25 protein-coding genes and 1 other annotated feature (1 of these 26 cut by a window edge) are annotated in these 24,305 nt (G+C 46.9%); of the genes, 6 read left to right on the top strand and 19 right to left on the bottom strand.

What is annotated here, in order from left to right:
• Nucleotides 1-213: a binding site (T-box leader), on the bottom strand (it extends 20 nt beyond the left edge of the window).
• Nucleotides 214-264: 51 nt separating this feature from the next.
• A complete protein-coding gene (gene acsA, locus KY305_RS10305) occupies nucleotides 265-1,983 on the bottom strand; it encodes an acetate--CoA ligase (protein WP_223062436.1) in 1,719 nt (572 codons plus the stop codon).
• A 159-nt stretch (nucleotides 1,984-2,142) separates the two neighbouring features.
• On the opposite strand from acsA, the gene KY305_RS10300 reads away from it, so the two are divergent.
• Genes KY305_RS10300 through KY305_RS10290 form a run of 3 tightly spaced genes read left to right on the top strand, consistent with a single transcriptional unit; the run spans nucleotide 2,143 to nucleotide 4,609 of the window.
• On the top strand, nucleotides 2,143-2,775 hold the full coding sequence (locus KY305_RS10300) for a GNAT family N-acetyltransferase (protein WP_214803967.1): 633 nt from the start codon (nucleotides 2,143-2,145) through the stop codon (nucleotides 2,773-2,775).
• A gap of 26 nt (nucleotides 2,776-2,801) precedes the next feature.
• Complete coding sequence (locus tag KY305_RS10295) at nucleotides 2,802-3,446, top strand: acetoin utilization AcuB family protein (RefSeq protein WP_223062435.1); 645 nt, start codon at nucleotides 2,802-2,804, stop codon at nucleotides 3,444-3,446.
• Nucleotides 3,443-4,609, top strand: a complete 1,167-nt coding sequence (locus tag KY305_RS10290) for an acetoin utilization protein AcuC (RefSeq protein WP_223062608.1) — start codon at nucleotides 3,443-3,445, stop codon at nucleotides 4,607-4,609. Before KY305_RS10295 ends, KY305_RS10290 begins: the two co-directional genes overlap by 4 nt.
• Before the next feature lie 12 nt (nucleotides 4,610-4,621).
• On the opposite strand, the gene motS is transcribed toward KY305_RS10290, so the two are convergent.
• The 12 genes from motS to KY305_RS10230 all read right to left on the bottom strand — a co-directional run bounded on the left by motS (nucleotide 4,622) and on the right by KY305_RS10230 (nucleotide 16,246).
• Nucleotides 4,622-5,314 carry a flagellar motor protein MotS gene (gene motS, locus KY305_RS10285; RefSeq protein WP_223062434.1) on the bottom strand — a complete coding sequence of 231 codons (693 nt, stop codon included), beginning with the start codon at nucleotides 5,312-5,314 and terminating at the stop codon, nucleotides 4,622-4,624.
• Nucleotides 5,304-6,119 (bottom strand): flagellar motor protein MotP, encoded by an 816-nt coding sequence (gene motP, locus KY305_RS10280; protein ID WP_223062433.1) that lies wholly within the window; start codon nucleotides 6,117-6,119, stop codon nucleotides 5,304-5,306. Before motP ends, motS begins: the two co-directional genes overlap by 11 nt.
• Nucleotides 6,120-6,189: 70 nt before the next feature.
• Entirely contained in the window at nucleotides 6,190-7,194 is a 1,005-nt protein-coding gene (gene ccpA, locus KY305_RS10275) for a catabolite control protein A (RefSeq protein WP_223062432.1), read from the bottom strand.
• 277 nt (nucleotides 7,195-7,471) lie between these two features.
• Nucleotides 7,472-8,548, bottom strand: a complete 1,077-nt coding sequence (locus KY305_RS10270) for a bifunctional 3-deoxy-7-phosphoheptulonate synthase/chorismate mutase (RefSeq protein WP_061523130.1) — start codon at nucleotides 8,546-8,548, stop codon at nucleotides 7,472-7,474.
• 235 nt (nucleotides 8,549-8,783) lie between these two features.
• Complete coding sequence (ytxJ, locus tag KY305_RS10265; RefSeq protein WP_223062431.1) at nucleotides 8,784-9,110, bottom strand: bacillithiol system redox-active protein YtxJ; 327 nt, start codon at nucleotides 9,108-9,110, stop codon at nucleotides 8,784-8,786.
• A gap of 24 nt (nucleotides 9,111-9,134) precedes the next feature.
• Complete coding sequence (locus tag KY305_RS10260) at nucleotides 9,135-9,548, bottom strand: YtxH domain-containing protein (RefSeq protein WP_223062430.1); 414 nt, start codon at nucleotides 9,546-9,548, stop codon at nucleotides 9,135-9,137.
• Nucleotides 9,549-9,580: 32 nt separating this feature from the next.
• Nucleotides 9,581-10,003, bottom strand: a complete 423-nt coding sequence (locus KY305_RS10255; protein ID WP_061523133.1) for a DUF948 domain-containing protein — start codon at nucleotides 10,001-10,003, stop codon at nucleotides 9,581-9,583.
• Between the two features lie 155 nt (nucleotides 10,004-10,158).
• Nucleotides 10,159-11,457: a UDP-N-acetylmuramate--L-alanine ligase gene (murC, locus tag KY305_RS10250; protein WP_223062429.1), complete on the bottom strand. Its 1,299-nt coding sequence runs from the start codon at nucleotides 11,455-11,457 to the stop codon at nucleotides 10,159-10,161.
• A 242-nt stretch (nucleotides 11,458-11,699) separates the two neighbouring features.
• Complete coding sequence (locus KY305_RS10245) at nucleotides 11,700-14,309, bottom strand: DNA translocase FtsK (protein ID WP_223062428.1); 2,610 nt, start codon at nucleotides 14,307-14,309, stop codon at nucleotides 11,700-11,702.
• A gap of 168 nt (nucleotides 14,310-14,477) precedes the next feature.
• Nucleotides 14,478-15,083 (bottom strand): YtpR family tRNA-binding protein, encoded by a 606-nt coding sequence (ytpR, locus tag KY305_RS10240; protein WP_223062427.1) that lies wholly within the window; start codon nucleotides 15,081-15,083, stop codon nucleotides 14,478-14,480.
• A 14-nt stretch (nucleotides 15,084-15,097) separates the two neighbouring features.
• Nucleotides 15,098-15,907 carry a DUF1444 domain-containing protein gene (locus tag KY305_RS10235; protein WP_223062426.1) on the bottom strand — a complete coding sequence of 270 codons (810 nt, stop codon included), beginning with the start codon at nucleotides 15,905-15,907 and terminating at the stop codon, nucleotides 15,098-15,100.
• 15 nt (nucleotides 15,908-15,922) lie between these two features.
• Nucleotides 15,923-16,246, bottom strand: coding sequence for a thioredoxin family protein (locus KY305_RS10230; RefSeq protein ID WP_061523137.1), 324 nt, complete (start codon nucleotides 16,244-16,246; stop codon nucleotides 15,923-15,925).
• Nucleotides 16,247-16,447: 201 nt separating this feature from the next.
• Between KY305_RS10230 and KY305_RS10225 the strand changes: the two genes are divergently transcribed.
• The gene (locus KY305_RS10225) at nucleotides 16,448-16,894 is read left to right on the top strand and encodes a YtoQ family protein (RefSeq protein WP_223062425.1); all 447 of its coding nucleotides are present in this window, start codon (nucleotides 16,448-16,450) and stop codon (nucleotides 16,892-16,894) included.
• Between the two features lie 35 nt (nucleotides 16,895-16,929).
• On the opposite strand, the gene KY305_RS10220 is transcribed toward KY305_RS10225, so the two are convergent.
• On the bottom strand, nucleotides 16,930-18,003 hold the full coding sequence (locus tag KY305_RS10220) for a M42 family metallopeptidase (RefSeq protein ID WP_223062424.1): 1,074 nt from the start codon (nucleotides 18,001-18,003) through the stop codon (nucleotides 16,930-16,932).
• A 158-nt stretch (nucleotides 18,004-18,161) separates the two neighbouring features.
• Between KY305_RS10220 and KY305_RS10215 the strand changes: the two genes are divergently transcribed.
• Nucleotides 18,162-18,479, top strand: coding sequence for a PepSY domain-containing protein (locus tag KY305_RS10215; protein ID WP_214804036.1), 318 nt, complete (start codon nucleotides 18,162-18,164; stop codon nucleotides 18,477-18,479).
• A 54-nt stretch (nucleotides 18,480-18,533) separates the two neighbouring features.
• Here the strand turns inward: KY305_RS10215 and KY305_RS10210 are convergent, their stop codons facing one another.
• From KY305_RS10210 to trmB, 3 genes are all read right to left on the bottom strand, one after another.
• A complete protein-coding gene (locus KY305_RS10210; RefSeq protein ID WP_223062423.1) occupies nucleotides 18,534-20,231 on the bottom strand; it encodes an NAD-dependent malic enzyme in 1,698 nt (565 codons plus the stop codon).
• A gap of 78 nt (nucleotides 20,232-20,309) precedes the next feature.
• Entirely contained in the window at nucleotides 20,310-21,155 is an 846-nt protein-coding gene (locus KY305_RS10205; protein ID WP_223062607.1) for a YtnP family quorum-quenching lactonase, read from the bottom strand.
• 58 nt (nucleotides 21,156-21,213) lie between these two features.
• A complete protein-coding gene (gene trmB / locus KY305_RS10200) occupies nucleotides 21,214-21,867 on the bottom strand; it encodes a tRNA (guanosine(46)-N7)-methyltransferase TrmB (protein ID WP_214803950.1) in 654 nt (217 codons plus the stop codon).
• Between the two features lie 183 nt (nucleotides 21,868-22,050).
• Between trmB and KY305_RS10195 the strand changes: the two genes are divergently transcribed.
• Nucleotides 22,051-22,329, top strand: a complete 279-nt coding sequence (locus tag KY305_RS10195) for a YtzH-like family protein (RefSeq protein ID WP_223062422.1) — start codon at nucleotides 22,051-22,053, stop codon at nucleotides 22,327-22,329.
• Here the strand turns inward: KY305_RS10195 and KY305_RS10190 are convergent, their stop codons facing one another.
• Nucleotides 22,330-23,127, bottom strand: coding sequence for a phosphotransferase family protein (locus KY305_RS10190; protein WP_223062421.1), 798 nt, complete (start codon nucleotides 23,125-23,127; stop codon nucleotides 22,330-22,332). It abuts the gene before it with no gap.
• 242 nt (nucleotides 23,128-23,369) lie between these two features.
• Nucleotides 23,370-24,299 (bottom strand): YegS/Rv2252/BmrU family lipid kinase, encoded by a 930-nt coding sequence (locus KY305_RS10185; protein ID WP_223062420.1) that lies wholly within the window; start codon nucleotides 24,297-24,299, stop codon nucleotides 23,370-23,372.
• Between the last annotated feature and the right edge of the window lie 6 nt (nucleotides 24,300-24,305).

Here is a 24,305-nt window from a genome sequence, read left to right as displayed (position 1 = left end):
GGTACCACCCTACTAATAAAAGCCTTTAGAGGCTCCTATCACTCTTCTTGATAACGGACGGCGTCCGTTCTTTCACTACTGAAAGCCTTTAGGCGGCTTTGTTTGCAAAAGCGGTTCATGAGTGTATTCGGCATATCTTATGTGCTGATTTTCACCGGCCATCAGCTCTCTGGAACATTCGGATACCCTACTTGTCTCAATCTCAACCTTTTCCTATTTAGCTTACTCATTTTTAACATAAATAAAATATGATGTCAACTGCCTTTAATCTTCCATCGTGGACAAGTCGCCTGCGGGTAAATTCAGCTCCCACGCCTTCAGCACCCGCCGCATGATTTTCCCGCTCCGTGTTTTCGGCAGCTTATCTTTAAATTCAATTTCCCGCGGCGCGGCATGGGCAGCGAGCCCCTGCTTCACAAAGAGCCGGATTTCTTCCTTAAGCTTATCGGACGGCTCGTGCCCTTCTCTGAGCGCGATGAAGGCTTTAATGATTTCTCCGCGGACAGGATCGGGCTTACCGATGACACCCGCTTCGGCGATTGCCGGATGTTCCACAAGTTTGCTTTCGACTTCAAACGGACCGACCCGCTCACCCGATGTCATGATGACATCATCAACTCTGCCTTGGAACCAAAAATAGCCGTCTTCATCCATGTACGCTGAATCTCCGGAAACGTACCAGCCGCCGGGCATGAAATAAGAATCATATTTTTCCTTATTATTCCAAATGGAAGCCATCATGGACGGCCAGCCCTTTTTAATGGCGAGATTCCCCATGCGGTACGGCGGGAGCTCGTTTCCTTGGTTGTCGACGATTGCCGCTTCAACACCCGGGATCGGTTTTCCCATTGAGCCCGGTTTTATTTCCATACAAGGATAATTACAGATCAGCTGTCCGCCTGTTTCCGTCATCCACCACGTATCATGGATGCGCTTGCCGAATACTTTATGCCCCCACTTAATAACCTCCGGATTCAGCGGCTCACCGACACTCAGTACGTGACGAAGGGAAGTAAGGTCGTATTTGGCCGCCATTTCATCCCCCGCTCCCATGAGCATCCTGAAGGCCGTCGGGGCGCTGTACCATACGTTGACACCAAGCTTTTCAATCGTGCCGTACCAGTTTTCCGGGCTGAATCTTCCGCCGACGATCACATTCGCCGCTCCGTTCAGCCACGGAGCAAAAATACCGTACACAGTTCCGGTCACCCAGCCGGGATCTGCGGTGCACCAATAGATGTCGTCTTCTTTAAGATCAAGCACCCATTTGCCTGTCTGATATTGCTGGATTATGGCTTCATGAACGTGAAGCACTCCCTTAGGCGTTCCGGTAGATCCGGACGTATAGTGGAGCAAATAGCCGTCCCTTCTGTCCATCCACTCAATTTCTAGCTTTGTGCTTTCCTTTTTTGCCGCTTCGTCATAATGAATGACCTTATCGCCGGCTGTCCCGGAACCGCCTACGATGAAGATATGCTGCAAGTCAGGCAGGCTGTCGGCCGGAATCCGTTCCGCCAGCTCAGGCGTTGTCACGACCACTTTTGCCTGGCTGTTTAACAGGCGGTCTTTTACGGCCCCCTCCATAAACGCTTCAAATAAAGGGCCGGCAATGGCGCCGATTTTAATCGCGCCGAGCATGATAAAATAGAGCTCCGGCGAGCGCGGCATGAAAATAAAAACGCGATCCCCTTTTTCCACGTTTCCATACCGTTTCAGTACATTTCCGGCTCTGTTGGATTCCTCCATCATTTCTTTAAAAGTGTATTTTTCTTCCCGCTTTGGATCCTGGTAATAAAGCGCCACTTTGTTTTTGCGAAATGATTCGGCATGGCGGTCAATCGCTTCGTAAGCGGCATTCAGCTTCCCTGTTTTATGCCAGGAAAAGTCCGCTTCGACTTCTTTCCAATTGAATTGACGGTATGTTTCTTCATAATTTTTTAAGTGATAATTCCCCTTCTCCGCTGGCAACGCTTTCAAATTCATGCAACATCCCCCTTTGCGTAACTATAGACCTTATTATAGTAGAAGTTCACAGTTTTCTCAATTTTTAAAATATAAATTGTTCCGCTATTGAAAACGCTTTATATTTTGTTATGCTTAAGGGAGACATGTTTTTATTAAGAATCGACAGGCGGTGAATCAGTGAAACATCATAAAACATACCATTCTTCAGACATTCAGACAGCAGCCGGCTCTCTTTTGATAGAAGGGCCTGTTCCTCCAGAGGACTTAGCAAAATATGAGTTTCATGAAGGTCTGACAGCCTTTCGCCTTCCTCACGAGCAGCACAAAGCGTTAATTGAGATAGCCGGGCTTCCCGAAGGACGGATTATTATCGCCAGAGACGGGCAGACCATAATCGGCTATGTGACATATTTATACCCTGATCCGCTTGAAAGATGGTCTGAAGGGAATATGGAAGACCTGCTTGAGCTCGGCGCAATCGAGGTCGCACCGGGATTCAGGGGCTGTTCCGTCGGAAAAAACCTGCTGACAGTCAGCATGATGGATGAACAGATGGAACGGTATATCATCATGACCACGGAATATTACTGGCACTGGGACTTAAAAGGGATGAATAAAGATGTATGGGCCTACCGAAAAATGATGGAAAAGATGATGAATGCCGGGGGCCTCGTCTGGTTTGCAACGGATGAACCTGAAATCAGTTCCCACCCGGCGAATTGTCTGATGGCCCGCATCGGAAAGCACGTCAGCCAGGATTCAATTGAACAGTTCGACAGGCTTCGTTTTTATCAGCGTTTTATGTATTAACTGACATAGACAAAGGGGATAAAAAGATGATTGCAGAACAAATCATGAAACGGGACGTCATCACCGTCACAAAAGCGGATTCCATTGAAACGGCCATTCACAAAATGAAAACGCATCATATCCGCCATCTCCCGGTCACAGACGAAGAACGGCATGTAATCGGTATAGTGACCGACAGGGATATCAAACGGGCAAGCCCGGGCATCTTTGAACAGAAGCATCGGAGCACTTTTCTCACAAACAGGGTAGAAACCATTATGGAAGAGGATGTCATCTGCGCTCATCCGCTTGACTTCGTTGAAGAAATATCGGCATCTTTTTATGAGCACGGAATCGGCTGTCTGCCAATCGTTATGAATCAGAAGCTTTCAGGCATTCTGACCAAAACGGATGTACTGCGCACGTTTGTCCGGCTGACAGGCGCGGGACAGCCGGGGTCACAAGTTGAAATCAAGGTGACTGATATCACAAAGAGCCTTGCTGACATCAGCTGTATGTGCCGTGATCTTCAGCTTCATATCCTGAGCGTGCTCGTCTATCCTCATGATGCTCCAGCATCAAATATACTCGTCTTTCGCATTAAGACAATGAACCCGCTTCCTTTTGTCCGCGCCGTTCATGAAGCGGGATATCACGTCTTGTGGCCGAAGAACTTGAGGGATCAGCTATGAGAGACAGTGTCTTTATTTACTCGCCTTCTTATCAAACTTATCAGTTTCATCAGGAGCACCCGTTTAATCAGCAGCGAGTGCTTTTGACATATGACCTGCTTCAATCGCTGCATGCATTTGAAAACGGAGATATCGTTCCTCCCCGTATGGCATCAAAAGAAGAGCTTTCTCTCGTTCATACGGAAGATTACATACAGGCCGTGGAACTGGCCGGGGCAGGACAGCTCCCGGTTGCAGAAGGAGAAAGCTACGGGCTGGGCACAGAGGATACACCCGTTTTTGCCGGTATGCATGAAGCGGCATCACTTCTGGTCGGCGGAACCTTAACCGCGGCTGATTATGTCATGACGGGACAAGCCAGACATGCCTGCAATTTAGGAGGCGGCCTTCATCACGGCTTCCGCGGAAAAGCGTCGGGCTTTTGCATCTATAATGACAGTGCCGTGGCTATTCAATACATCCAAAAAAACTATGGAGCAAAAGTGCTTTATATTGATACGGACGCCCACCACGGTGACGGTGTTCAATTTACGTTTTACGACAGCTCCGATGTCTGCACCGTTTCTTTTCACGAAACCGGACGTTATTTATTTCCCGGAACAGGGCAGGTGCAGGAAAAGGGAAGCGGCCAAGGCTACGGCTATTCCTTTAACATTCCGCTGGACGCTTTTACTGAGGATGATTCTTTTCTTCACGCTTACCGAACAGCCGCCTCCGAAATTGCGGCCTTCTTTAAGCCGGATGTCATCCTCACCCAAAACGGAGCGGATGCTCACTACTATGATCCGTTAACGCACCTGTCCAATACCATCTCCATTTATCGTGAAATCCCCCGGCTTGCCCATTCGTTAGCCCACCATTACTGCAGCGGAAGATGGATAGCAGTCGGCGGAGGGGGCTACGATATGTGGAGAGTCGTCCCGAGGGCGTGGAGCCGCATCTGGCTTGAGATGAAAGGAATTGACCCGGGAGACTGCATACCGCAGGAGTGGATCAATAAATGGCAGAAACATTCTCCCGTCACTCTGCCCGCTTTTTGGAATGATCCGGACCATTTATACCCGCCGATCCCCCGCAAAGAAGAAATCACCGAGAAAAACGCACGAACCGTAGAAAAGGCGCTCTTTGCCATTCGGTCTGAGCGCCGGCATAAAACAAATTAAAAAACGACCTCTTCATAAGGTCGTTTTTTTAATGACAATTTCCACGCGGCGGTTTTCCATCATATGCCCGGCTGTTTTGTTATCTTTCACCGGCTTTGTATCCGCATATCCGACGGAAATAAACCGTTTAGCGGGAAAATCCTCTTTTACGGTAAAGTACTGAATGACGCTCGCGGCTCTCGCAGATGAGAGCTCCCAGTTCGACGGGTACTTAAAGGTGGAAATACGCCGGCTGTCCGTATGGCCTTCTACCTGTATCGCATTCGGAATCGTTTTGAGCAGCACTGTAATCTGGTGCAAAAGAGGCTCCGCATTTTTCAGCACCTCTGCTTCGCCTGATTGAAACAGGACGGCTTCCTGTAACACGAGAACCACCCCGCGCTCATCACGTTTGGCCGTCATTTTCGAGTGCAGATGATGAGTTTTTATGTATGTTTTTACGTTTTGCAACAGCTTATCTTGTTCGTCTTTGCCGGTTGCAGCGTGTGATGATGCCGATTCAGCATCCTGTCTGCTCCCGCTGCTGTGAATGGACTTAACGGCTGAATTGAATTTTTTTGAGTCAATTTGCGACATGGAAAAAAGTAATATAAAGAACACCAGAATCAGCGTGATTAAATCAGCAAACGTCACCATCCATTTTGGTGATGCATTGCTTTTTTCCGTTTTGCTTCTTCGTTCAAACCGTTCTTTTCTAAGCTTCATGGACAGCGCCCTTTTTCTTGTTCACAGGCTGTCCTTTGCGCCAATCTTCCCTGGAACTGAAAACGACGAGCTGGCTTTCAAGGTTGCGGGGATTTTTTCCGGATTGTATACCGACAATTCCCTCAATCATCACCTGTTTGATGAAAATCTCGCTTTCCGTCTTTTCTTCAAGCTTTGCTGCAATCGGAATAAAAACCATATTGGCAAGCAGCGCACCGTACAGCGTCGTCAATAGCGCAACCGCCATATTCGGTCCAAGCGTGCCCGGATCATTTAAGTTTCTAAGCATCAGCACAAGCCCGACGAGCGTTCCGATCATTCCCCATGCAGGCGCAAAATCCCCGGCTTTTTCGAAGACACGCCTTCCTTTTCGATGCCTTTCTTCCATTGCAGCGATTTCAGAATCCATCACAAGGCGGATCGTTTCCTCATCCCAGCCGTCTATCGCAAGCAAAAGCCCCTTTTTTAAGAAAGGGTCCTGTATGTCACGCGCCTCTTCATCAAGAGATAATAACCCCTGTCTGCGCGCTTTTTCAGAAAGCCCGACGAAGACTTTGACAAGTTCTTTGACATTGTCGTCCTGGCGGGAAAACACCTGTTTTAATACCGAAGGCGTTTTCTTTAAATCGCGCGGGGGAAAACTGATAAAGACAGCCGCACAAAGCCCGCCTGTTACGATTAAAAAAGAAGTCAGATCCAGGAAAGAGCGAATGCCCGTGATTCCCGAGCCTAAAAGAATGCCGATTGCGACAATGACGCTTCCTAATACAAATCCAACGGGTGTCAGGTAATCAAAACGTTTCATATCTTCTCCTCACTCAAGTAAAAAAGCAAGGATTCACCCCTTAGAGTGAAGCTTGCTTTTTCCGTTTTTCTTATGACTTGGTTGATTGTCTTAATTCAATGCGGTGAGGCAATTCGACAATATGCTCCTCAACAGGCTCTTTGTTCATCAGCTTTGTCAAAAGTCTCATGGCCACGGCACCGATATCGTACGTAGGCTGCACGACTGTTGAAAGCTGAGGGCGGACCATCAGGCTTAATCTCGTATTATCAAAACCGATAATATCAAGGTCGTCAGGTATTGACAGGCCTTGGTCTTGAGCCGCATGAATAATGCCAAGCGCCATTTCGTCCGTCGCAGAAAGAATCGCCGTCGGTTTTTTATCAAGGCTCATTAAGCTTTGAAGTGCTTCCATACCGGAATCATAGGTGTAATCGCCTTCGGCTGTGAATTGTTCGTTAAACGGAATACCCGCTTCTTCAAGCGCCCGTTTATAGCCCTGAAGTTTTTTCGAGCGGTTAATCGGCTCTGCCATCGGCCCGGAAACAAACGCGATGTCACGATGCCCTTTTTCAATGAAAAGCTTTACCGCATCATAAATCGCCTGCTCATAATCAATGGCAACAGAAGGCGTTTTTCCCTGCTCTTCCACTGAAGCCGCAAGCACGATCGGCACAGGAGAACGTTTAAATTCCTCTACATGCTCGTCCGTAATATTGCCGCCCATAAACACGATGCCGTCCACTTGCTTGCCGAGCATCGTATTTAACAGGTGCAGCTCCTTCTCAAGGTTTTGGTCTGAGTTGCTTAAAATAATGTTGTATTTGTACATCGTTGCAATGTCTTCAATCCCGCGCGCAAGTTCTGAATAGAAAATACTTGAGATATCCGGGATGATAACGCCGACCGTAGTCGTTTTTTTGCTTGCCAAACCTCTCGCCACTGCATTCGGCCGGTAGCCGAGACGGTCAATGGCTTCCAATACTTTTTTTCTGGTTGTCGGTTTTACATTCGGGTTGCCGTTTACGACGCGGGAAACAGTCGCCATACTGACATTTGCTTCTCTGGCCACATCGTATATCGTAATGTTGCTCATACTGAAACCACTCCTTTTACTGGATACACTTATCCTTATCTATAGCATAAACACTTTATGTAAAGAAATGTCGTACGATTTCGCATTCTGTCGTTTATGATTGTAAGCGTAAGTCAGTAGTGTACATTATTTTTCATTATTCATCAAATTTAAATACTTCTCATGAAATTATACACGTTTTTGCCAGCAATGAAAACGTTCACTTCATTTTATAATTAAATAAAATGAAGAAATAAAAAAGGCCGCACAAGGCGGCCATTAAAGAACGAACACTGTATTATGCTTTTACTTTCACCATCGGCTTTAATTCATTCAGCCATTTTTCGAATTCAGGAATATCCATTTGCTGCGCAGAGTCGGAAAGCGCAACGGAAGGATCAGGGTGAACCTCAGCCATAACGCCGTCAGCGCCGATTGCAAGCGCAGCTTTCGCTGTCGGCAGCAAGAGGTCGCGGCGGCCCGTTGAATGCGTAACGTCAACGAAGACCGGTAAGTGAGTTTCCTGTTTCAAAATCGGCACTGCAGAAATGTCTAATGTGTTTCTCGTTGCTGTTTCGTACGTTCTGATTCCGCGTTCACAAAGGATAATCTGGTCGTTTCCTTGTGACATGATGTATTCAGCCGCATTGATGAATTCTTGAATCGTTGCAGCAAGGCCCCGTTTTAACAGAACCGGCTTTTTGACGGAACCTGCAGCTTTCAGCAATTCAAAGTTTTGCATGTTCCGTGCACCGATCTGAATGACGTCAATGTAGTCAATGGCTTGCTCTATATGAGCCGGCGTAACGATTTCACTGATAACAGCGAGATCATATTCATCAGCGACGCGTTTTAGAATTTGAAGACCTTCAACGCCGAGGCCTTGGAAATCGTAAGGGCTGGTACGCGGTTTGAACGCGCCTCCGCGTAAAATTTTAATGCCTTGTTTTTTCGCGGCCGCGGCTACCTCCGCCACCTGCTCATAGCTTTCTACGGCACAAGGTCCGACGATAAATCTTTGATCGCCGTCACCGACTTTTTCGCCTTTAATGTCCACAATGGTATCTTCTGCTTTTTTCTTCCGGGAGACGAGCAACGCTTTGCTGTGATCCTCTTCTTGAAGCTCCAGTCCGGCTTTGAAAATTTCTTTGAAAATGTGCTGAATTGTTGAGTTTTCAAACGGGCCGTCGTTATTTTCGATAATGTTATTAAGCATTGTGCGCTCTCTGACAGGATCAAATCGGTTGACACCCTGCGCTTCTTTCGCTTTACCGATTTCTTTTACAACGGCTCCGCGTTCATTGATTAATTTCAGAATTTGTAGATTTAGTGAGTCTGCCTGCTGTCTTAGGGTCTCTAACTCCGTGTTGCTCATCTTTTTCATCCCTTCTGTGCAATTGTTTTATTTTAATGGTTAACATGCATCTTACTACAGTTATGCGAAAATAGGAATATGAAATAATAAATTTTTTCACATTTTACTTTACTGCAAAAACGCTTTTAAGCTTTTATGCGTTGAAGTAATGTATAATGCTATCCTACATGATATGCCTGAAATGTTCAATAGTTTTTCAAAAAAAAAACCGCCAGTTTTATCCGGCGGCTTACAATTAAGAAAGATGCTGCTCAATTGCGTTTTTTGTAATTTGTGAATGGGAGGCGTGCCATTTCACTTCTCCGTTTTGTATGACGAATACTTGCGGGCTTTCGTGTTTCACGCCGTATGTTTCAGCGATGTAGTCAGAAAGCGGCCGGCTTTCCTGTACCTGAAGGTAGCAGGAAGGGACCTCTGTATGCTCCGACGCAAAGGCGTCAAATTCGTGAAACGCGGCTTGACTGATCGGGCATGTTACGCTGTGTTTAAAAAACACAAGGGTGTTTTCTTTTTCAGCAGCGTTTTTGAATTCTTCCTCTGATGATATCAGCTGTTTTGTCATGTTAGTAACACTCCTTATTGAAGATCAGCGATTGATTTGGCCGGCCTTTTCTTGAGCGTCTTCCGCTTCGTCTTTTATGCCGTCTGCCGCACTCTGCATTTCGCTTCTCGTCTCTTCGGTTTTCTCATTTAGTGTGCTCTTTGAACGGTCTTTTAAGTCCTTCACTTTATTCATAATCTGGCCGGACTGGTCTGCAACAATCTGCGTGATATTTGATGTCTTATCTTTTGCGATGCTGACGTACTGAGAGCCTCTTTCTTTCGCATCGGCTGTCATTCTGTCCGTTTTATCTTTTAACGCTGAGGCCTGGCTGCCGAGATCGTCGCGCAGCTCCTTCCCTGATTTAGGCGCCAAAAACAGAGCTGTTGTCGCGCCGACAATTCCCCCGATCAGAGTCCCGATTAAAAAATCCTTACTATTGATTCCATCTTTACTCATTATGATTCCTCCTTAGTGGATTTTTCTTATGGTTAAAGCGATGTTTTTTTCTTCTGCTTCCACTTATCCCAAATCTCCATGGCGGCTTGGCTCCAAGTGACAACCTGATTAATCTTATCCTGATTCTCTCTTACCGAAGCCGAAACGGAACCGGCTGCCTGTTTTATGGATGTATTGAACTGCTGAACGGAAGTTCCCACTCCCTGTACAGCATGGACAACCGTATTTAATTTCTCTGATTTTTCCTGAATGTCCTCCGCAAGGCGATTTGTTTTATGTAACAGCTCTGCGGTTTCTGCGGTGATCCCTTTCATCTGCCCCTCAAGGCCGTCCAAAGTAGATGCTACGTTGGTTAAGGTCACCTGCAAGGACTTTAATGTTTTCGACAGATAAATGACAAGAATAAGAAATGCCACTGCGATGAGTGCGACGCTTAAGTAAAGAATGATGATCATCTAATACCTCCTTATTGCAGGATATAATGGTATATACCCAATTGTTAAAATCATAAACATATATAAAGGGCTTGTACATATAATTATTCTCCGTTTGTCACTGAATCCCTTTGCAAACAGCACAAAAAAGCAGTGAGAGACCCACTGCTTTTTCGTTACGCTATGACGTTTTCATAGGCCCTCATATATTTTTGAATGTCTCCGGCGCCCATAAAGATCAGTACAGCGTCCTTATGTGCTTTTAAAACGGTTGTATCATTTTCTTCAATCAGCTTTGCGTTATCTATTTTTTCCTGCAGATCCGTGATGGTCAGCTTGCCGACATTTTCACGGGCAGAACCGAAAATATCGCACAGATACACACGATCTGCGGCGCTTAAGCTTTCTGCAAACTCATCAAGGAAAGACTGCGTCCGTGTAAAAGTGTGCGGCTGGAATACGGCGATAATTTCACGCTCGGGATATTTTTGCCGCGCCGCCTCAATGGTGACTTTAATTTCTGTCGGATGGTGGGCGTAATCGTCTATCAGCACCTGGCTGCCGATCAATTTTTCATTGAATCTGCGTTTGACGCCGCCGAATGATTCAAGGCCGAGCTTAATCATGTTCACGTCAATCTCTTCATAATGGCAAAGCGCAATGACCGCTAAAGAATTGAGGACATTGTGGTGGCCGTATGCCGGTATATAAAAAGTGTCGTAAAACGTATTGCGGACAAAGACGTCAAATGTCGTCCCTTCCGTATTTTTCACGATGTTTCTCGCCTGAAAATCGTTTTCTTCGCCCGTTCCGTAATACACGACAGGCACATTCGCATGAATTTTCGGCAAATACTCATCGTCACCGCAAGCAATGATGCCTTTGTTGACTTGAAGAGCCATGTTTTGGAAAGCATCAAACACATCGTCAATGTTGGCGAAATAATCAGGGTGGTCAAAATCAATATTGGTCATGATCGCATAGTCAGGCTGATAGCTTAAGAAATGGCGGCGGTATTCGCACGCTTCAAACACAAAGTACTCGCTGTTTTCATTTCCTTTGCCCGAGCCGTCGCCGATTAAAAATGAAGTCGGCTTCGCATTTTGCATCACATGAGCCAAAAGACCCGTCGTTGACGTTTTTCCGTGCGCGCCCGTTACAGCGACACTTGTATATTTTTTCATATAATCGCCTAAAAATTTATGATATCTGATTACAGGAATTCCTTCAGAAAGCGCCTTTGCAATTTCCGGATGAGAATCCGGGAACGCGTTTCCGGCAATTACCGTCAAGCCGGGCTTGATGTTGTCGGCGCTGAACGGATAGATTGGGATATTTCTTTTTTCAAGGGCAGCTTGAGTAAAAATCTGCTTTTCTATATCAGACCCCTGCACCTGATATCCTGTATCGTGAAGGATTTGAGCGAGCGGGCTCATACCTGTCCCTTTTATTCCAACAAAATGATAAACAGTCATAATCGTACCTCCAACAAACGTCTATCTGTTCCCCAGTATATGACGTTCATTTCAATTTGCGACCGCTGCGGGGCAAAAAGCCCGCCCAGCGGTATCTTCCATTTATTTTTACATTATCGTCAGTATCTGTAACTTTCTTTTTGATTAAACCTGCTGCATGATATTTCACCGCATAACAGCGCTGCAGTTTGAATGATCCATCCATTATCATACCATGTTTGTGAGAAAAATGAACGATATTATTATTCCTGCGAAATGTCAGCGGCCGTAATCAGCACTTCACGAGGCTTGCTGCCTTTCGCTTCTGATATCATGCCTTCCGCTTCCATCATGTCAATCAGCCTTGCAGCGCGGTTATATCCGATTCTGAACCTTCTCTGCAGGCTTGAAGTGCTCGCGCTGTTTTGTTCCACGACGAATTCGCAGGCTTCCGGAAACAGCTCGTCTTCTTCCTTTAAGGCAGTCCCTTGTCTGATCAGCTCTTCCTGTTCGAATAAATAAGAAGGCGGCAGCTGCTGTCTGACATGGGAAACGACGCGGTCGATTTCTCTGTCGGACACAAAGTTGCCCTGCAGGCGGACCGGTTTTCCCGTGCCGTTTTCCCAAAAGAGCATGTCCCCTTTTCCGAGCAGCTTTTCCGCACCGGCCATGTCGATAATAGTTCTGGAATCAACCTGGCTTGATACGGAGAACGCGATCCGCGTCGGTATATTCGCCTTAATCATACCTGTAATGACGTCCACCGACGGGCGCTGTGTGGCGACCAAAAGATGAATTCCGCAGGCTCGCGCTTTTTGCGCGATTCTGGCGATGCTTTCTTCTACATCGTTTGGCGCCACCATCATTAAATCTGCAAGCTCGTCAATGACGACTACGAGATAAGGCAGCTTTTCACCTGTCTTATGGTCGGCTGATAACTCGTTAAAGCGGCCGATATCCCTTACACCTGAATGTGCAAACAGTTCATAACGCCGCTCCATTTCTTCCACAACCCATTTTAAAGCGGCTGTAGCGGCTTTTGCGTCAGTGATGACCGGACTGATCAAATGCGGAATTTGATTGTAAGGCGCAAGCTCCACCATTTTCGGATCGATGAGAAGCACTTTAACATCGCTCGGATCCGCCTTATAAAGCAGGCTCACCAAAATGGTGTTGATGCAGACGCTTTTTCCCGACCCCGTCGCACCTGCTATCAGTCCGTGCGGCATTTTTTTCAAATCGATGACGACCGGATTGCCGGAAATATCAACGCCGAGCGCGGCTGTAAGAGGCGATGGATTCGTCCTGAAAGCGGCGCTTCTGATCATCTGCCGTAAATCAACCACCTTGCTCACCCGATTCGGGACTTCGATCCCGATGGTATTTTTCCCTGGAATCGGCGCTTCGATCCGAATATCCTTGGCAGAAAGACTCAGTTTTATATCATCTGCTAAATTTGTAATTTTGTTTACTTTTACGCCGGGCTCCGGATGCACTTCAAACCTTGTGACGGAAGGCCCTTGTGTGACATGGACGACATGGGCGCGCACATTAAAATTTTTCAGCGTTACATTTAAAAGCTCGCGCTGCTCTTCAATCCACGATTGGTCGTCCTGTTTTTGCGCGGGCGGCACGTCAAGCAGTGAAACGTTCGGAAATATATAGCTTGTGCCGCCTTCAGGAAGCTTGCTCTGTTTATGCTTATCGCTTTTCAGCATCATGACGTTAAACGGAACGCTCCGCTCTTTCGGCCGTTCTTGTTTTTCCGGCGTTTTCGGCAGTGCTCTTTTCATTTGCATGTGCGGTGATTCAGACGGCTCTGTATTTCCCGCATTATCATCAGGCTGAGCCGTCGGGAGTTCTTCACTTTCTTCCGCAAGCTGAGCTGTTTCGCTGTATGCGGGCTGCGCTTCTGAGTCTTTTCTGTTTTCAACAGCGAGTATTTCTTCATTTTCGTGCCGGTCTGTTTGCGGCTGTTTTCGCTCATATGGCTGAGCTTCCTTAGTGTATGCAGGCTGCGGTTCTGGCTCCTCATGCAGTGAATCTTCCGCGATTCCGGCAGGGAAGGCTGCTTCAGGCTCTTGCTGAATATATTCTTCCTGCTGTTCCCCTTCCGCAGGCTCAGCTTCGCAACTGTATGACTCCTCACGCACTGGTTTTTCTGCATTTTCAGCAGGCAGGCTTGTTTCGGGCCCGTGCTGAATATATTCTTCCTGCTGTTCTTCAAGCTGAGCTTCTTTACTGTATGCCGGCTGCGGTTCTGACTCCTCATAGACCTGCTCTTTTTGAACAGCCGGGATCTGTTCAGCCTCTTGTTTCATGGATCGTTCAGCATGTTCTGTTATGCCGGGCTGAGCAAAGACCGGCTCTTTTTCCGGTTCAGGCCGGGCCTTTGGCGGAACAGCCTGTTCTTTTTTGATTTCCTCTGACAGCAATGTTAGGCTTTCATCATTTTGTATCGCGGGCTTGGCGGCCTTTTTTATGCTGTGCTGCGACTGGAAGCCGTAGACCGGTGAAGGGATGGAAGTCGGTTTAAAAGGCTTTTTCACCGTCTCAGGCTCTTTGTATGTATGCTCTTTCCGTTCTGTTTGCTCCTTCTGTGCGGTATAACCGCCGGACGGAGCACGGCGGCGTTCCTGCCTCTCCGTCTGTCTTTGTTCCGTGCGTTTGTATCCGTCAGGAACGACAGGAAAGCGAAAATTCCCTTTCGGATATTCATAATATATTTTAGGATCTTCCATGCGCGTTAATGCGCCTTCAGGCTGATCCGGTGTCTGCTGTTTCTGGACTTGAACATGCGCGTTTGCTTCACGTTCATGTTCTTCTTCTTTTTCACCTAAAAATAAGTCAAAAAATTTATTCAGCCAACTCATGTTTAATCACTCTCTAACTCCCTTTATATTATTCTGGGACGATATTTAGTATACCATTGCTCGGCGGCTCAGAAAAGATTAAGCTCGCAACAGAAGAAAGCCGTTAAGCAAGTGGGCTTAACGGCTTTCTTTCACATCATTCGATGCTTTGCGCTTATTTATGGGAGTCTAGAATTGAAATGCTTCTCCGGCCTCGCGGCTGTCTTCCAGCACAAGGATGCCTTTTTCCTGAGGTGCATCCGGCAAAGCGAGTTCTTTAGCGGAGCAGATCATGCCGCTTGACGGAACGCCTCGCAATTCAGCATCTTTTATGACAAGGCCGCTCGGCATAACCGCACCGACTTTAGCGACGACGACCTTTTGTCCTTTATCCACATTCGGCGCACCGCAAACGATTTGAAGGGTTTCTTCCCCTACGTTCACTTGGCAGATGTTCAGTTTATCGGCATTCGGATGTTTTTCTTTTGATTCCACATAGCCGACAACAAACTTCGGAGAAAGGTCAACAGTTAATGTTTCTGAGACGCCGTTTCTGTTCAGCATTTCATTCACGTCTTGAATAAAAGTCTCAGACAAAGCGACGGGTCCGTTATCATCAATTTGCAAGTATGAAGACACGTTGAAAATATTGAAACCCGTCGTTTCTTTTGTGTCCTTGTTAAAGATTTTCACGACATCGCCTGCTTTTTCAAAGCCGATTTCTTCGCGCGCTGCGTCTTTAAGGGAGATCAGAAGCGTATCTCCCACACCTTCTTTATTGTAAAAAGCGTTCATAAGAAAAATCCTTTCTAATCCTTTTTCGGCCGGCTTTTCGCCATGATAAACACAGGTTCCAGTCTGCCTTCATTGTATAAAAATGAAAGGGCCGTAATCGGCACCGTGCCGCTTGCAAAAAAGCTCATGGACATTTGCCCTAAAATATCATAACCTGATTCATTTCGAATGTCAGCAAGTATTAATACGTCCTGATGCGGAACTGATATGGCTAATTCGCCTTCTGCATCCTGTTTATATTCATTAAGAATCGTTTCATTGAGAATCCGGCTGGCATCGTAGCCGTCATTCGCTCTGAAAAAGTAAAAACAGTTGCCCGCCACTGTATCTTGCTTTACGACGGTCGGAAGTGAGCGCAGATTAAATAAAGCCGTTTCTCTGATCCGCTCTTTTGTCCAGTTTTCCTTCTCAAGCATCCGGCTGTCAATCAACCGGTACGTTTTGCCAAGGTCGAGGGCATAATAGATTCTTGTTTCTGCTGTGTGGTCATCGAACACAAGCGGAATGTCATCGCTTGTCTTGTCAGGAAATGACGTGGAGCGGATAACCGGATAAATTCCCGCTTCCTTCCCGGTCATTTCCTGCCCGCTTCCTTCCATCGCCGCCATCGCTTCTGAAACATAATAGACGATTTCGTCTATAGCTTCTTCTTTTTTCGTCTCCCATTTGGCGATAATCGGCGGGAGCTCCAGTGTAATTCCTTTTTTAGTCATTTGATCCTCAACACGGAGGGTGTCTTTTTCTCTGTCAAAAAAGAAGGATCGGTTCTCGTGCTGCAGGCGCTGTTTTAATATATCCGACAGCTTCCTTGACGTCATTTTCAAATCCCGCGGCCTCCTTTATGCTTTAGCAAGGGAATCGGTTAAAAATTGCTCAATTTCTTCTTTCGTTTTGCGGTCTTTGCTCACAAAACGGTTTACTTCTTTTCCGCTGTTATAAACAACAAAGCTCGGAATTCCGTAAATTTCCCATTCCGCACATGTATCTATGAACTGATCGCGGTCAACGTAGTAGTATGTGAATTCCGGGTAATTCGCTTCGAGCTCAGGCAAAAACGGCTCCACAAAGCGGCAGTCCGGGCACCAGTCCGCTGAAAACATAAATACTGCCCAATCGTCCTGTACCGCTTTTTGCAATTCTTCCGTGCTTTCAATTTTTTTCATTGTGATTCCTCCATCTGATTATGATGATTTTTGTTTTTATGCTGATGTTTGTCCACTTGGATCATACCAAACTGTTTACAGCAAGACCAACTATATGCAATATCATTATCATATTTCATTTGCATTATCAAGCAAGTTTCGTTTACCATTTTGCTATAAAGGCAGACGAAGGTCAAAACGTTTACATAAGGAGGAACAGATATGCAGTATGTCGTATATTTGGCGGGCGAAATCCACAGTGATTGGCGGGGCGAAGTAAAGAAAAAAGCGAAAGCATTAAACTTGCCGATCACGTTTGTCGGCCCGATGGAAAACCATGAGCGCTCTGATAATATCGGAGAAGAAATCATGGGAGTGCAGCCTAATGCCGTTCTGAAAGACGCCAGAGCTTCTGATATCAATAATTTCCGGACTGAAGTTTTAATGGAGAAGGCTGACTTTGTCATCGCCCTGTTCGGAGAGAAATATAAACAGTGGAATACAGCGATGGATGCTTCGTATGCGATCGCAAAAGGAAAACCACTCATTCTCATCCGCCCGGAAGCGCTGCATCATCCATTAAAAGAGCTTTCAGGCAAAGCGAATATTACCGTCGAAACCGTGAATCAAGCGATGAAAGCACTCTCTTATTTGTTTGAGACAGAATAAGCAGGCCGCCTATGGCGGTCCTGCTTTTTTACATATTAAACATTTTCTCTGATGGTTTCCACTGTCTGTTTGTCGCTTGCCATCACCAGCTTGATCAGCATTTCTTTTGCGGCGGCATAGTCATCAACGTGTATGATGGCGGCGTTTGTATGAATGTATCTTGAACAAATGCCGATAACTGCAGACGGAACGCCGCTGTTTGAGATGTGGACTCTTCCGGCATCGGTTCCTCCTCCTGAAGCAAAATATTGATAAGGGATGTTGTGTGTTTCCGCCATATCAAGAACGAATTCCCGCATACCGCGGTGCATGACCGTTGTTCTGTCGAGTATGCGAAGCAGCACCCCTTCACCGAGCCGGCCAAACTGGTGCTTATCGCCGCTCATATCATTTGCCGGACTTGCATCAAGGGCAAAGAACAAATCCGGTTTAATCATGTTGGCGGCTGTCTGCGCCCCTCTTAAGCCGACTTCCTCCTGAACGGTGGCGCCGGCGTAAAGGTTGTTCGGCAGCTCTTTGCCGTGCAATTCTTTTAACAGTTCAATGCTTAATCCGCAGCCGTAGCGGTTATCCCACGCTTTAGACAATATTTTTTTCTCATTCGCCATCGGGGTAAACGGGCAGACCGGCACGATTTGCTGTCCGGGTTTAATGCCCAGCCGGATTGCGTCTTCTCTGTCATCGGCTCCGATGTCAATCATCATATTTTTAATATCCATCGGTTTAGTGCGCTGCGCATCTGTTAAAATGTGCGGCGGAATGCTGGCAATGACGCCGATGACAGGTCCGTTATCCGTCTGCACCTCGACTCTCTGGGCAAGAAGCACCTGGCTCCACCAGCCGCCAAGCGTCTGGAATCTCAGCATGCCGTTATCTGTAATCTGCGTCACCATAAATCCAACTTCATCCATATGCCCCGCCACCATAACGGTCGGCGCGTCCTCGGCGCCGCGCCTGAGTCCGAAAACACTTCCCAGCCTGTCCTGCACGATATCATCCGCGTATTTCGCAAGCTCTTGTTTCATAAAAGAGCGAACTTGGTGTTCATTCCCCGGTGCACCGGGAAGCTGCGTCAGTGTCCGGAAAAGCGCTTTCGTTTCCTGATTCATGTTTTCCCCTCATTTCTATGTAGTCCTTTTATTTTATTAGAAAAACAGTTGTTTTCCAAGCACCCTGAATGAATGGGCTGTAAAACCGCCGCTTTACTTAACACGGTTTGGCATCTTCTGTATAATGAAAAGTACGATATATTTGGAGGTGCTTCATGTTGAAATTACGTCATTTTCTCTTAGGTGCAGGACTAGGATTATGCGCTGCCGTGGCAGTGAAAAAGTATGTGATGAAACCTTATATTTCATCAGAAAAAGCGCTCCGCATCGTGAAAGCGGCTTTTAAGCAGCGCGGACCGATTGACGGGTCGTGGATTTACACTGAGCCGGAGCCTTACCATGTAAACGGAGAAACCATTCACGTATACAAAACCGGCGTGACGCGCTCGGCATTCGGCGAACTGGAGCAATATGAAGTCATGGTCAATGCAAGAACAGGACAGATTGTCGATGTGATTGATTCTGTCGCCTCTTAATCGGACAAGCAAAAATAAAGCCCAAAACCTTCAGCGTTTTGGGCTTTATTGCTCTTACATCGGCCGGATCTGCTTATATACAGGATGCCACATCGCGTCCTGCACCGTTTGAATCAAATCCTCAGGCTCTGATTCTGCCACACCGTCTTTTATCGCGGCTTTCGCTACGGCTACGGCAACAGTAGCCGACACAGTCCTGAGATCCTCAACTTTCGGCAGCATCGGCGCGCCCGGCTTCCCGACATCCACCATACCGGCTATGGCATTGGCGCAGGCAACGAACATACTGTCTGTAATCAGCCTCGCCTTTGTCACAATCGTTCCGAGCCCAAGTCCGGGGAAAACGAGCGCATTGTTCGCCTGCCCGATATGATAGGTCACACCATTATATTCGACAGGCGGAAACGGGCTTCCTGTCGTGATAAGCGCACGGCCTTCTGTCCATTTAATTAAATCTTCAGGTTTTGCTTCTGATAAAGTGGTCGGGTTTGACATCGGCAAAATAGCGGGCCGCTTGACATGAGAAGCCATTTCTTTGACGATTTCTTCCGTAAAAGCGCCTGACACAGTGGATGTTCCGATCAGAATCGTCGGCTTTGCCTGTCGCACCGTCTCCGCCAGATCAATAGATCCGCCTTCACCGCCGCGGCTGTACTCTTTTACTTCTTCAGCAGGTCGGGCGTATGGAACTTGGAAATCACGCAAGTCCTTCATATCATCGGTTAACAGCCCGTTTTTGTCGATACACCAAAAACGGCTGTACGATTCTTCTTCACTTACCCCGTCGTGCACCATGGCCTCGCGAAGCTGCTCCGCGATTCCGATCCCTGCCGTTCCTGCTCCGAAGATGACGACTTTATGTTCTTTTAAAGGCATTTTCGATGCTTTTGCGCAAGCTAACACAGCCGCAAGCGAGACCGCGCCCGTTCCTTGAATGTCATCGTTAAACGTACAAACTTTATCTTTATATCGTTTTAAAATGCCGCGGGCATTAGCTGTGCCGAAATCCTCCCAATGAAGCAATGCATTCGGGAACGTTTCCCTTGCAAGCGCGACATACTCATCAATAAATTGATCATACTTTTCCCCGCGGACCCTTGAATGCTGGTTTCCGACATAAAGCGGGTCATTTAAGAGGCTTTCCTGGTTTGTGCCCGCGTCTAATACAACCGCGAGCACTCTTGACGGATCAATTCCCGCAGCTGCCGTATACACCGCAAGCTTTCCGACAGAAATGGCGATGCCGCCGACACCCCAGTCGCCGATTCCTAAAATGCCTTCCGCATCCGTCGCAACGATTAAATCAATGTTTTCATTTTTTCCGAACTGCTTAAACGCGGCACGCATTCCCTCAGGGTCATCAATGGATAAATACAGCCCGCGCGGCTTTCGGTACTCGTGGCTGTACCGCTGGATGGCCGTACCGACTGTCGGAGTGTATACGATCGGCAGCATTTCGCCTAAATGGTCATTTAAAAGCTTGTAAAATAGTGTTTCATTCCGATCATGAAGAGCGGTCAAGTACACGTTTTTGCTTAATTCATCAGGCTGAGAACTGAACTGCTCGTATGCCCGCTTCGCCTGCTCTTCAATGGTTAATATCTTCGGCGGCAGAAAACCTTCCAGTCCAAGTTCTTTTCTCTCCTCCTGTGTAAAGGCCACCCCTTTATTTAAAAAAGGCGTAGAAAGCACTTCCAGTCCGCGTAAAGATGTTTTGATTTCTCCATCTGATGTCACTTGAAATTGATTCACCTGTCTCTTCCTTTCAAAGCAATTTGTCTTTAGGTTTGCTTTTATTCCCGAAATTCATACAGGTAAATCAAATTCAGCCTATTGTCTCTCCCGTTTGACGGATGCCGTGATTTCGCCGTCTTCTCCCCATTTTACGGCTCTGTATATCGCGTCATGATAAAAGATCAGCCACGCGTCTTTTTCTTCGGCGAAGGCCTGCCATTTTTGCTTTTGCGGAATGGAGGTCATCGGATAATCGTCATACGCCAAAACCCATAACGGATTTTTGTGGGCATTTGTCGGCATCAGATCGGCAAAATGCACAGCGGTTTCTCCCCCGTCTTCTAAGACGATGACGCTGTGGCCGTCACTGTGGCCGCCGGTATGATGCATGGTGATGCCCTCTGTCAGCTGATGCGCATGATCAAAGGTTTTAACCTGGTCTTTTACCGCTTCCCAATTTTCTTTCCAGTATGTACTTTTTGATCTGATATTGGGATGCCGCATTTCATTCCATTCTGTCGCGGATGCGATGATGCTGGCATTCGGAAAAACAGAGACGAACTCACCCGCGCGGTATTCCGTCAAACCGCACGCATGGTCAAAATGAAGATGGGTCATCGCTACAATATGAATGTCCTCGCAAGACAGGCCAAGCTCGGCAAGGGATTGTTTCAGATTGGATTCCTGTGTCACTCCGTAGTTTCTTTTCTGTTTTTCTGAAAACTTTCCTGATCCGATTCCCGCGTCAACTAAAATATTCAGGCCGTTCTTTTGAATCAGAATAGGGTCTGTTCTCAATTCAATTTGGTTCTTGTCATTTACGGGGTATTTTCTTGACCATAAGGGCTTCGGAACAACGCCGAACATCGCCCCTCCGTCCATATGCGTTACGCCGCCGTCAAGCCATGTTAATGAAATATTGCCAATATTCATTTTCTCCATCATGATCCCTCCTGATGTAATGGTAGCAAATGGCGCCATAAAAAAACAGACTCCCGTATCAGAGTCTGTCTTTTGTTCTCCATTCAGCTTCTGCGCGGTAAATCGGCTGGCCGAGCGCGGAGAATTTCTCTTCGTATTCTGTCATGATATTGCCTTCGGGATTGCTGTTGTGCAGATCGAGACTGACTTCCGTCAGAAGAAGGCCGTACTCGGAAAAACTTTTCAGGGAGTATTCAAACAACCCGCGGTTATCCGTTTTGAAATGAATCGCGCCATTCTCGCCCATCACTTCTTCGTATTTTTTCAAGAAGCTTTTAAACGTTAAGCGGCGTTTTTCGTGACGGTTTTTCGGCCAAGGGTCAGAAAAGTTTAAATATACGCGCTTGACTTCTCCCCGGTCAAATACATCACTCAGTGTTTCAGCGTCTATATTTAACAAACGGACATTGTCTGTCCCGCTGTCTTTTACTTTTTGGACTGCCGTTACGATGACGCTTTTAAACAGTTCAATTCCAATATAGTTAATATCCGGGTTTTGTTTGGCCATTCCGGAAATGAATTGCCCTTTTCCCGTTCCTACTTCGATATGAATCGGATTGGCGTTGCCAAAGACTGTGTCCCATTTCCCTTTATACTGAGCCGGATCACTGATGGCAATGTGAGCATTCTCTGCCAAAAAGTCATTTGCCCAAGGTTTATGGCGCATTCTCATATGATTGACACCTCTATCTATAATTTCGAGTAACAACATACCATGAAACAAAAAGAGCCGCAAGCGCGTTTTCAGGCCCGCCAGCATAAAAAAAGAGGTTCCCCGGTCCGGAACACTCATGTGATGCATAAAACCGCACCGCTTTGCACAATGTATGACACAGAAGGGATGTGTATATGAATCATGGGCTTAACAAGCGAACATCAGGTTCGGTTATTAAAGGACATATTAGCCGACCATCAATTGGATTGCTGCGGAACGGTTGCCGAATACGAACAGCTTGAACGCGTCATCAAATCATTAATGGCCAATACCGGGCTTGATTCAAATATAAAAAATGTGCTTGAGGATGTGTACCGTTACAGCCAATCCGGCATCACGGCCGATTCCATCGACACGCATATTCAGGAGCATCGAAATCACTTGTCCCAATGGATGGAGCAAATGGATTCGTACTCCTGACTACTTGACAATCCGCTTCATCAAGGCATGAAGCTCTTCCATGGCGTCATGACACCCTTTATCGTTTCCTTTTGATTTGTGCCAGGCGATGAAGGTGATGGTTTCTGATAAAATGTACCAAGCCATGCGCAGACGCAAACCGTCCGTGAGCTTCATGCCGTACATTCCAAGCCAGCTGTCCCACGCTGGCTCTTCAACGTAATGATACAGCAAAGGGCCGAGATCCATGGCCGGGTCGGCTATCATCGCGCCGTCCCAATCTATTAAATACAGCTGGTTGTCTTCAGACAAAAGCCAGTTATTATGATTCACATCACAATGGCAAACGACTTTCTCACCGAATTGCACCTCATCTACATGCGCTTCTAAATATGCGAGGCCCTCTTGAATAAGCGGCGAAAATTGCTGCACGGCAAATACGGCCTGCTTCAGCTGAGACAAAAGAGCGCCCGGATTGAGCGGTTCTTTTCCAAGTCTTCTCAGCATGTCCAACAAGGCTTTAGATGTGTGGATTTTGCGAAGCAGCTCAGCCACCGGGCGTCCGCTCATATCCTTCGGCTTCAGCTCTCTGCCCGCCATCCAATGCTGAGCCGTAATGACATCGCCGTTTTCCATCCGTTTCGTCCAAACCAGCTTCGGAACAATGCCTTCGGCGGATAACACGGCTAAAAAGGGCGAGCTATTACGTTTTAAAAAAAGCTGTTGGCCGTTATGTTTCGCATAATATGCATCTCCTGTAGCTCCTCCGGCGGGGAAGATCTCCCAATCGCTACCTAGTAATTGTCCCAACCAGTTCATATCAATGTTCAACCCATCATTTCTTAAAATATTTTAGAATAGACCTCCGCCTTTTCCAGCAGCAGATCGGCCTGTCATAAACAACCTCATGAGAAATAAAAAAGACAGCTATTGAGAGTCTCATATGCTAATCAATAGCCGTCTTATAAATTTTAGCGCTAGAGCACAAACTTCGTCAAGCAAAACTCGTAAGAACGCCGTGTGAATTCTAAGATTTATATGATGACGGGTTTATTTGTTTCCTATGTTTTTATCCTTAAAGGCGCTGAACCCGGCGTTAAACGGAACGGTGTGGTTCCGATCAGCTCGCCGTCTGCATGAAACGGAATTTTCCCCGACGTCTCAAAAGTGATTTCTTTTTCCTTTAAAACCGTGACGCCGTCCATGTTGATATGCCTGCCAAAGCTCATCGCGAATAAAAAACGATACAGCGAGACAAAAGACAAATGCTCCGCAATGACAATATCAAAGTTGGTTTCACGGGGATTTGCAGAAGGCGCCGCTTTCATACCGCCGCCGTAATAAGGATGATTTGCCGCGATGACAAACCAAACGTTACGGAATTCGCGCCTTTCTCCGCCTGCCGTGCAGACAAACGTGAACGGCTGAAATGTGGCCGCCGTATATAAATGCGCAAGCGGATAAATCAGAAATCGGAGACGCAGAAATCGAAGGGCGCGTGAAAACGGAAAGTTCACGGCTGCCTTCAATACGCAGGCGTCAAATCCGACTGAAAGATGGTTTAAAAAGTAAAGATATTGTGCTTTATCATGGAAAAAGTTGACGTTTCCCGTATAAAATTTCCGTGTTAACGGACGGTGCTGCCGTTTGATTTCTTGCAGAAGAGCCGCCTTTTTGACGGCGAACCCTTTGGAGAAATCATTATACGAACCGGCAGGCACAAAGGTCAGCTCAATTTGGCCGATTCCTTTCAGCCCGTTAATGACCTCATGCATCGTACCGTCGCCGCCGATCACAAACAGCCGCTTCAGCTTGTGATCCTGCATCGTTGAAATCTGTCTCGCCAGCACCTCCGCATGTCCCGGATGTTCGGTCAAAAAAGAACGGTGTTCCACTCCCCGTTTGGACAGCTCTTTTTGAACGGACTTCCAGACACGCCGGCCCCGGCCGCGCCCGGCGGCCGGATTAATAATAAAAAACCATTGACTCATCGTTTG

It is taken from the genome of Bacillus sp. YC2, from assembly GCF_019891195.1.
GTDB lineage: Bacteria > Bacillota > Bacilli > Bacillales > Bacillaceae > Bacillus.
This window is presented reverse-complemented; position numbering and strand designations above follow the sequence as displayed.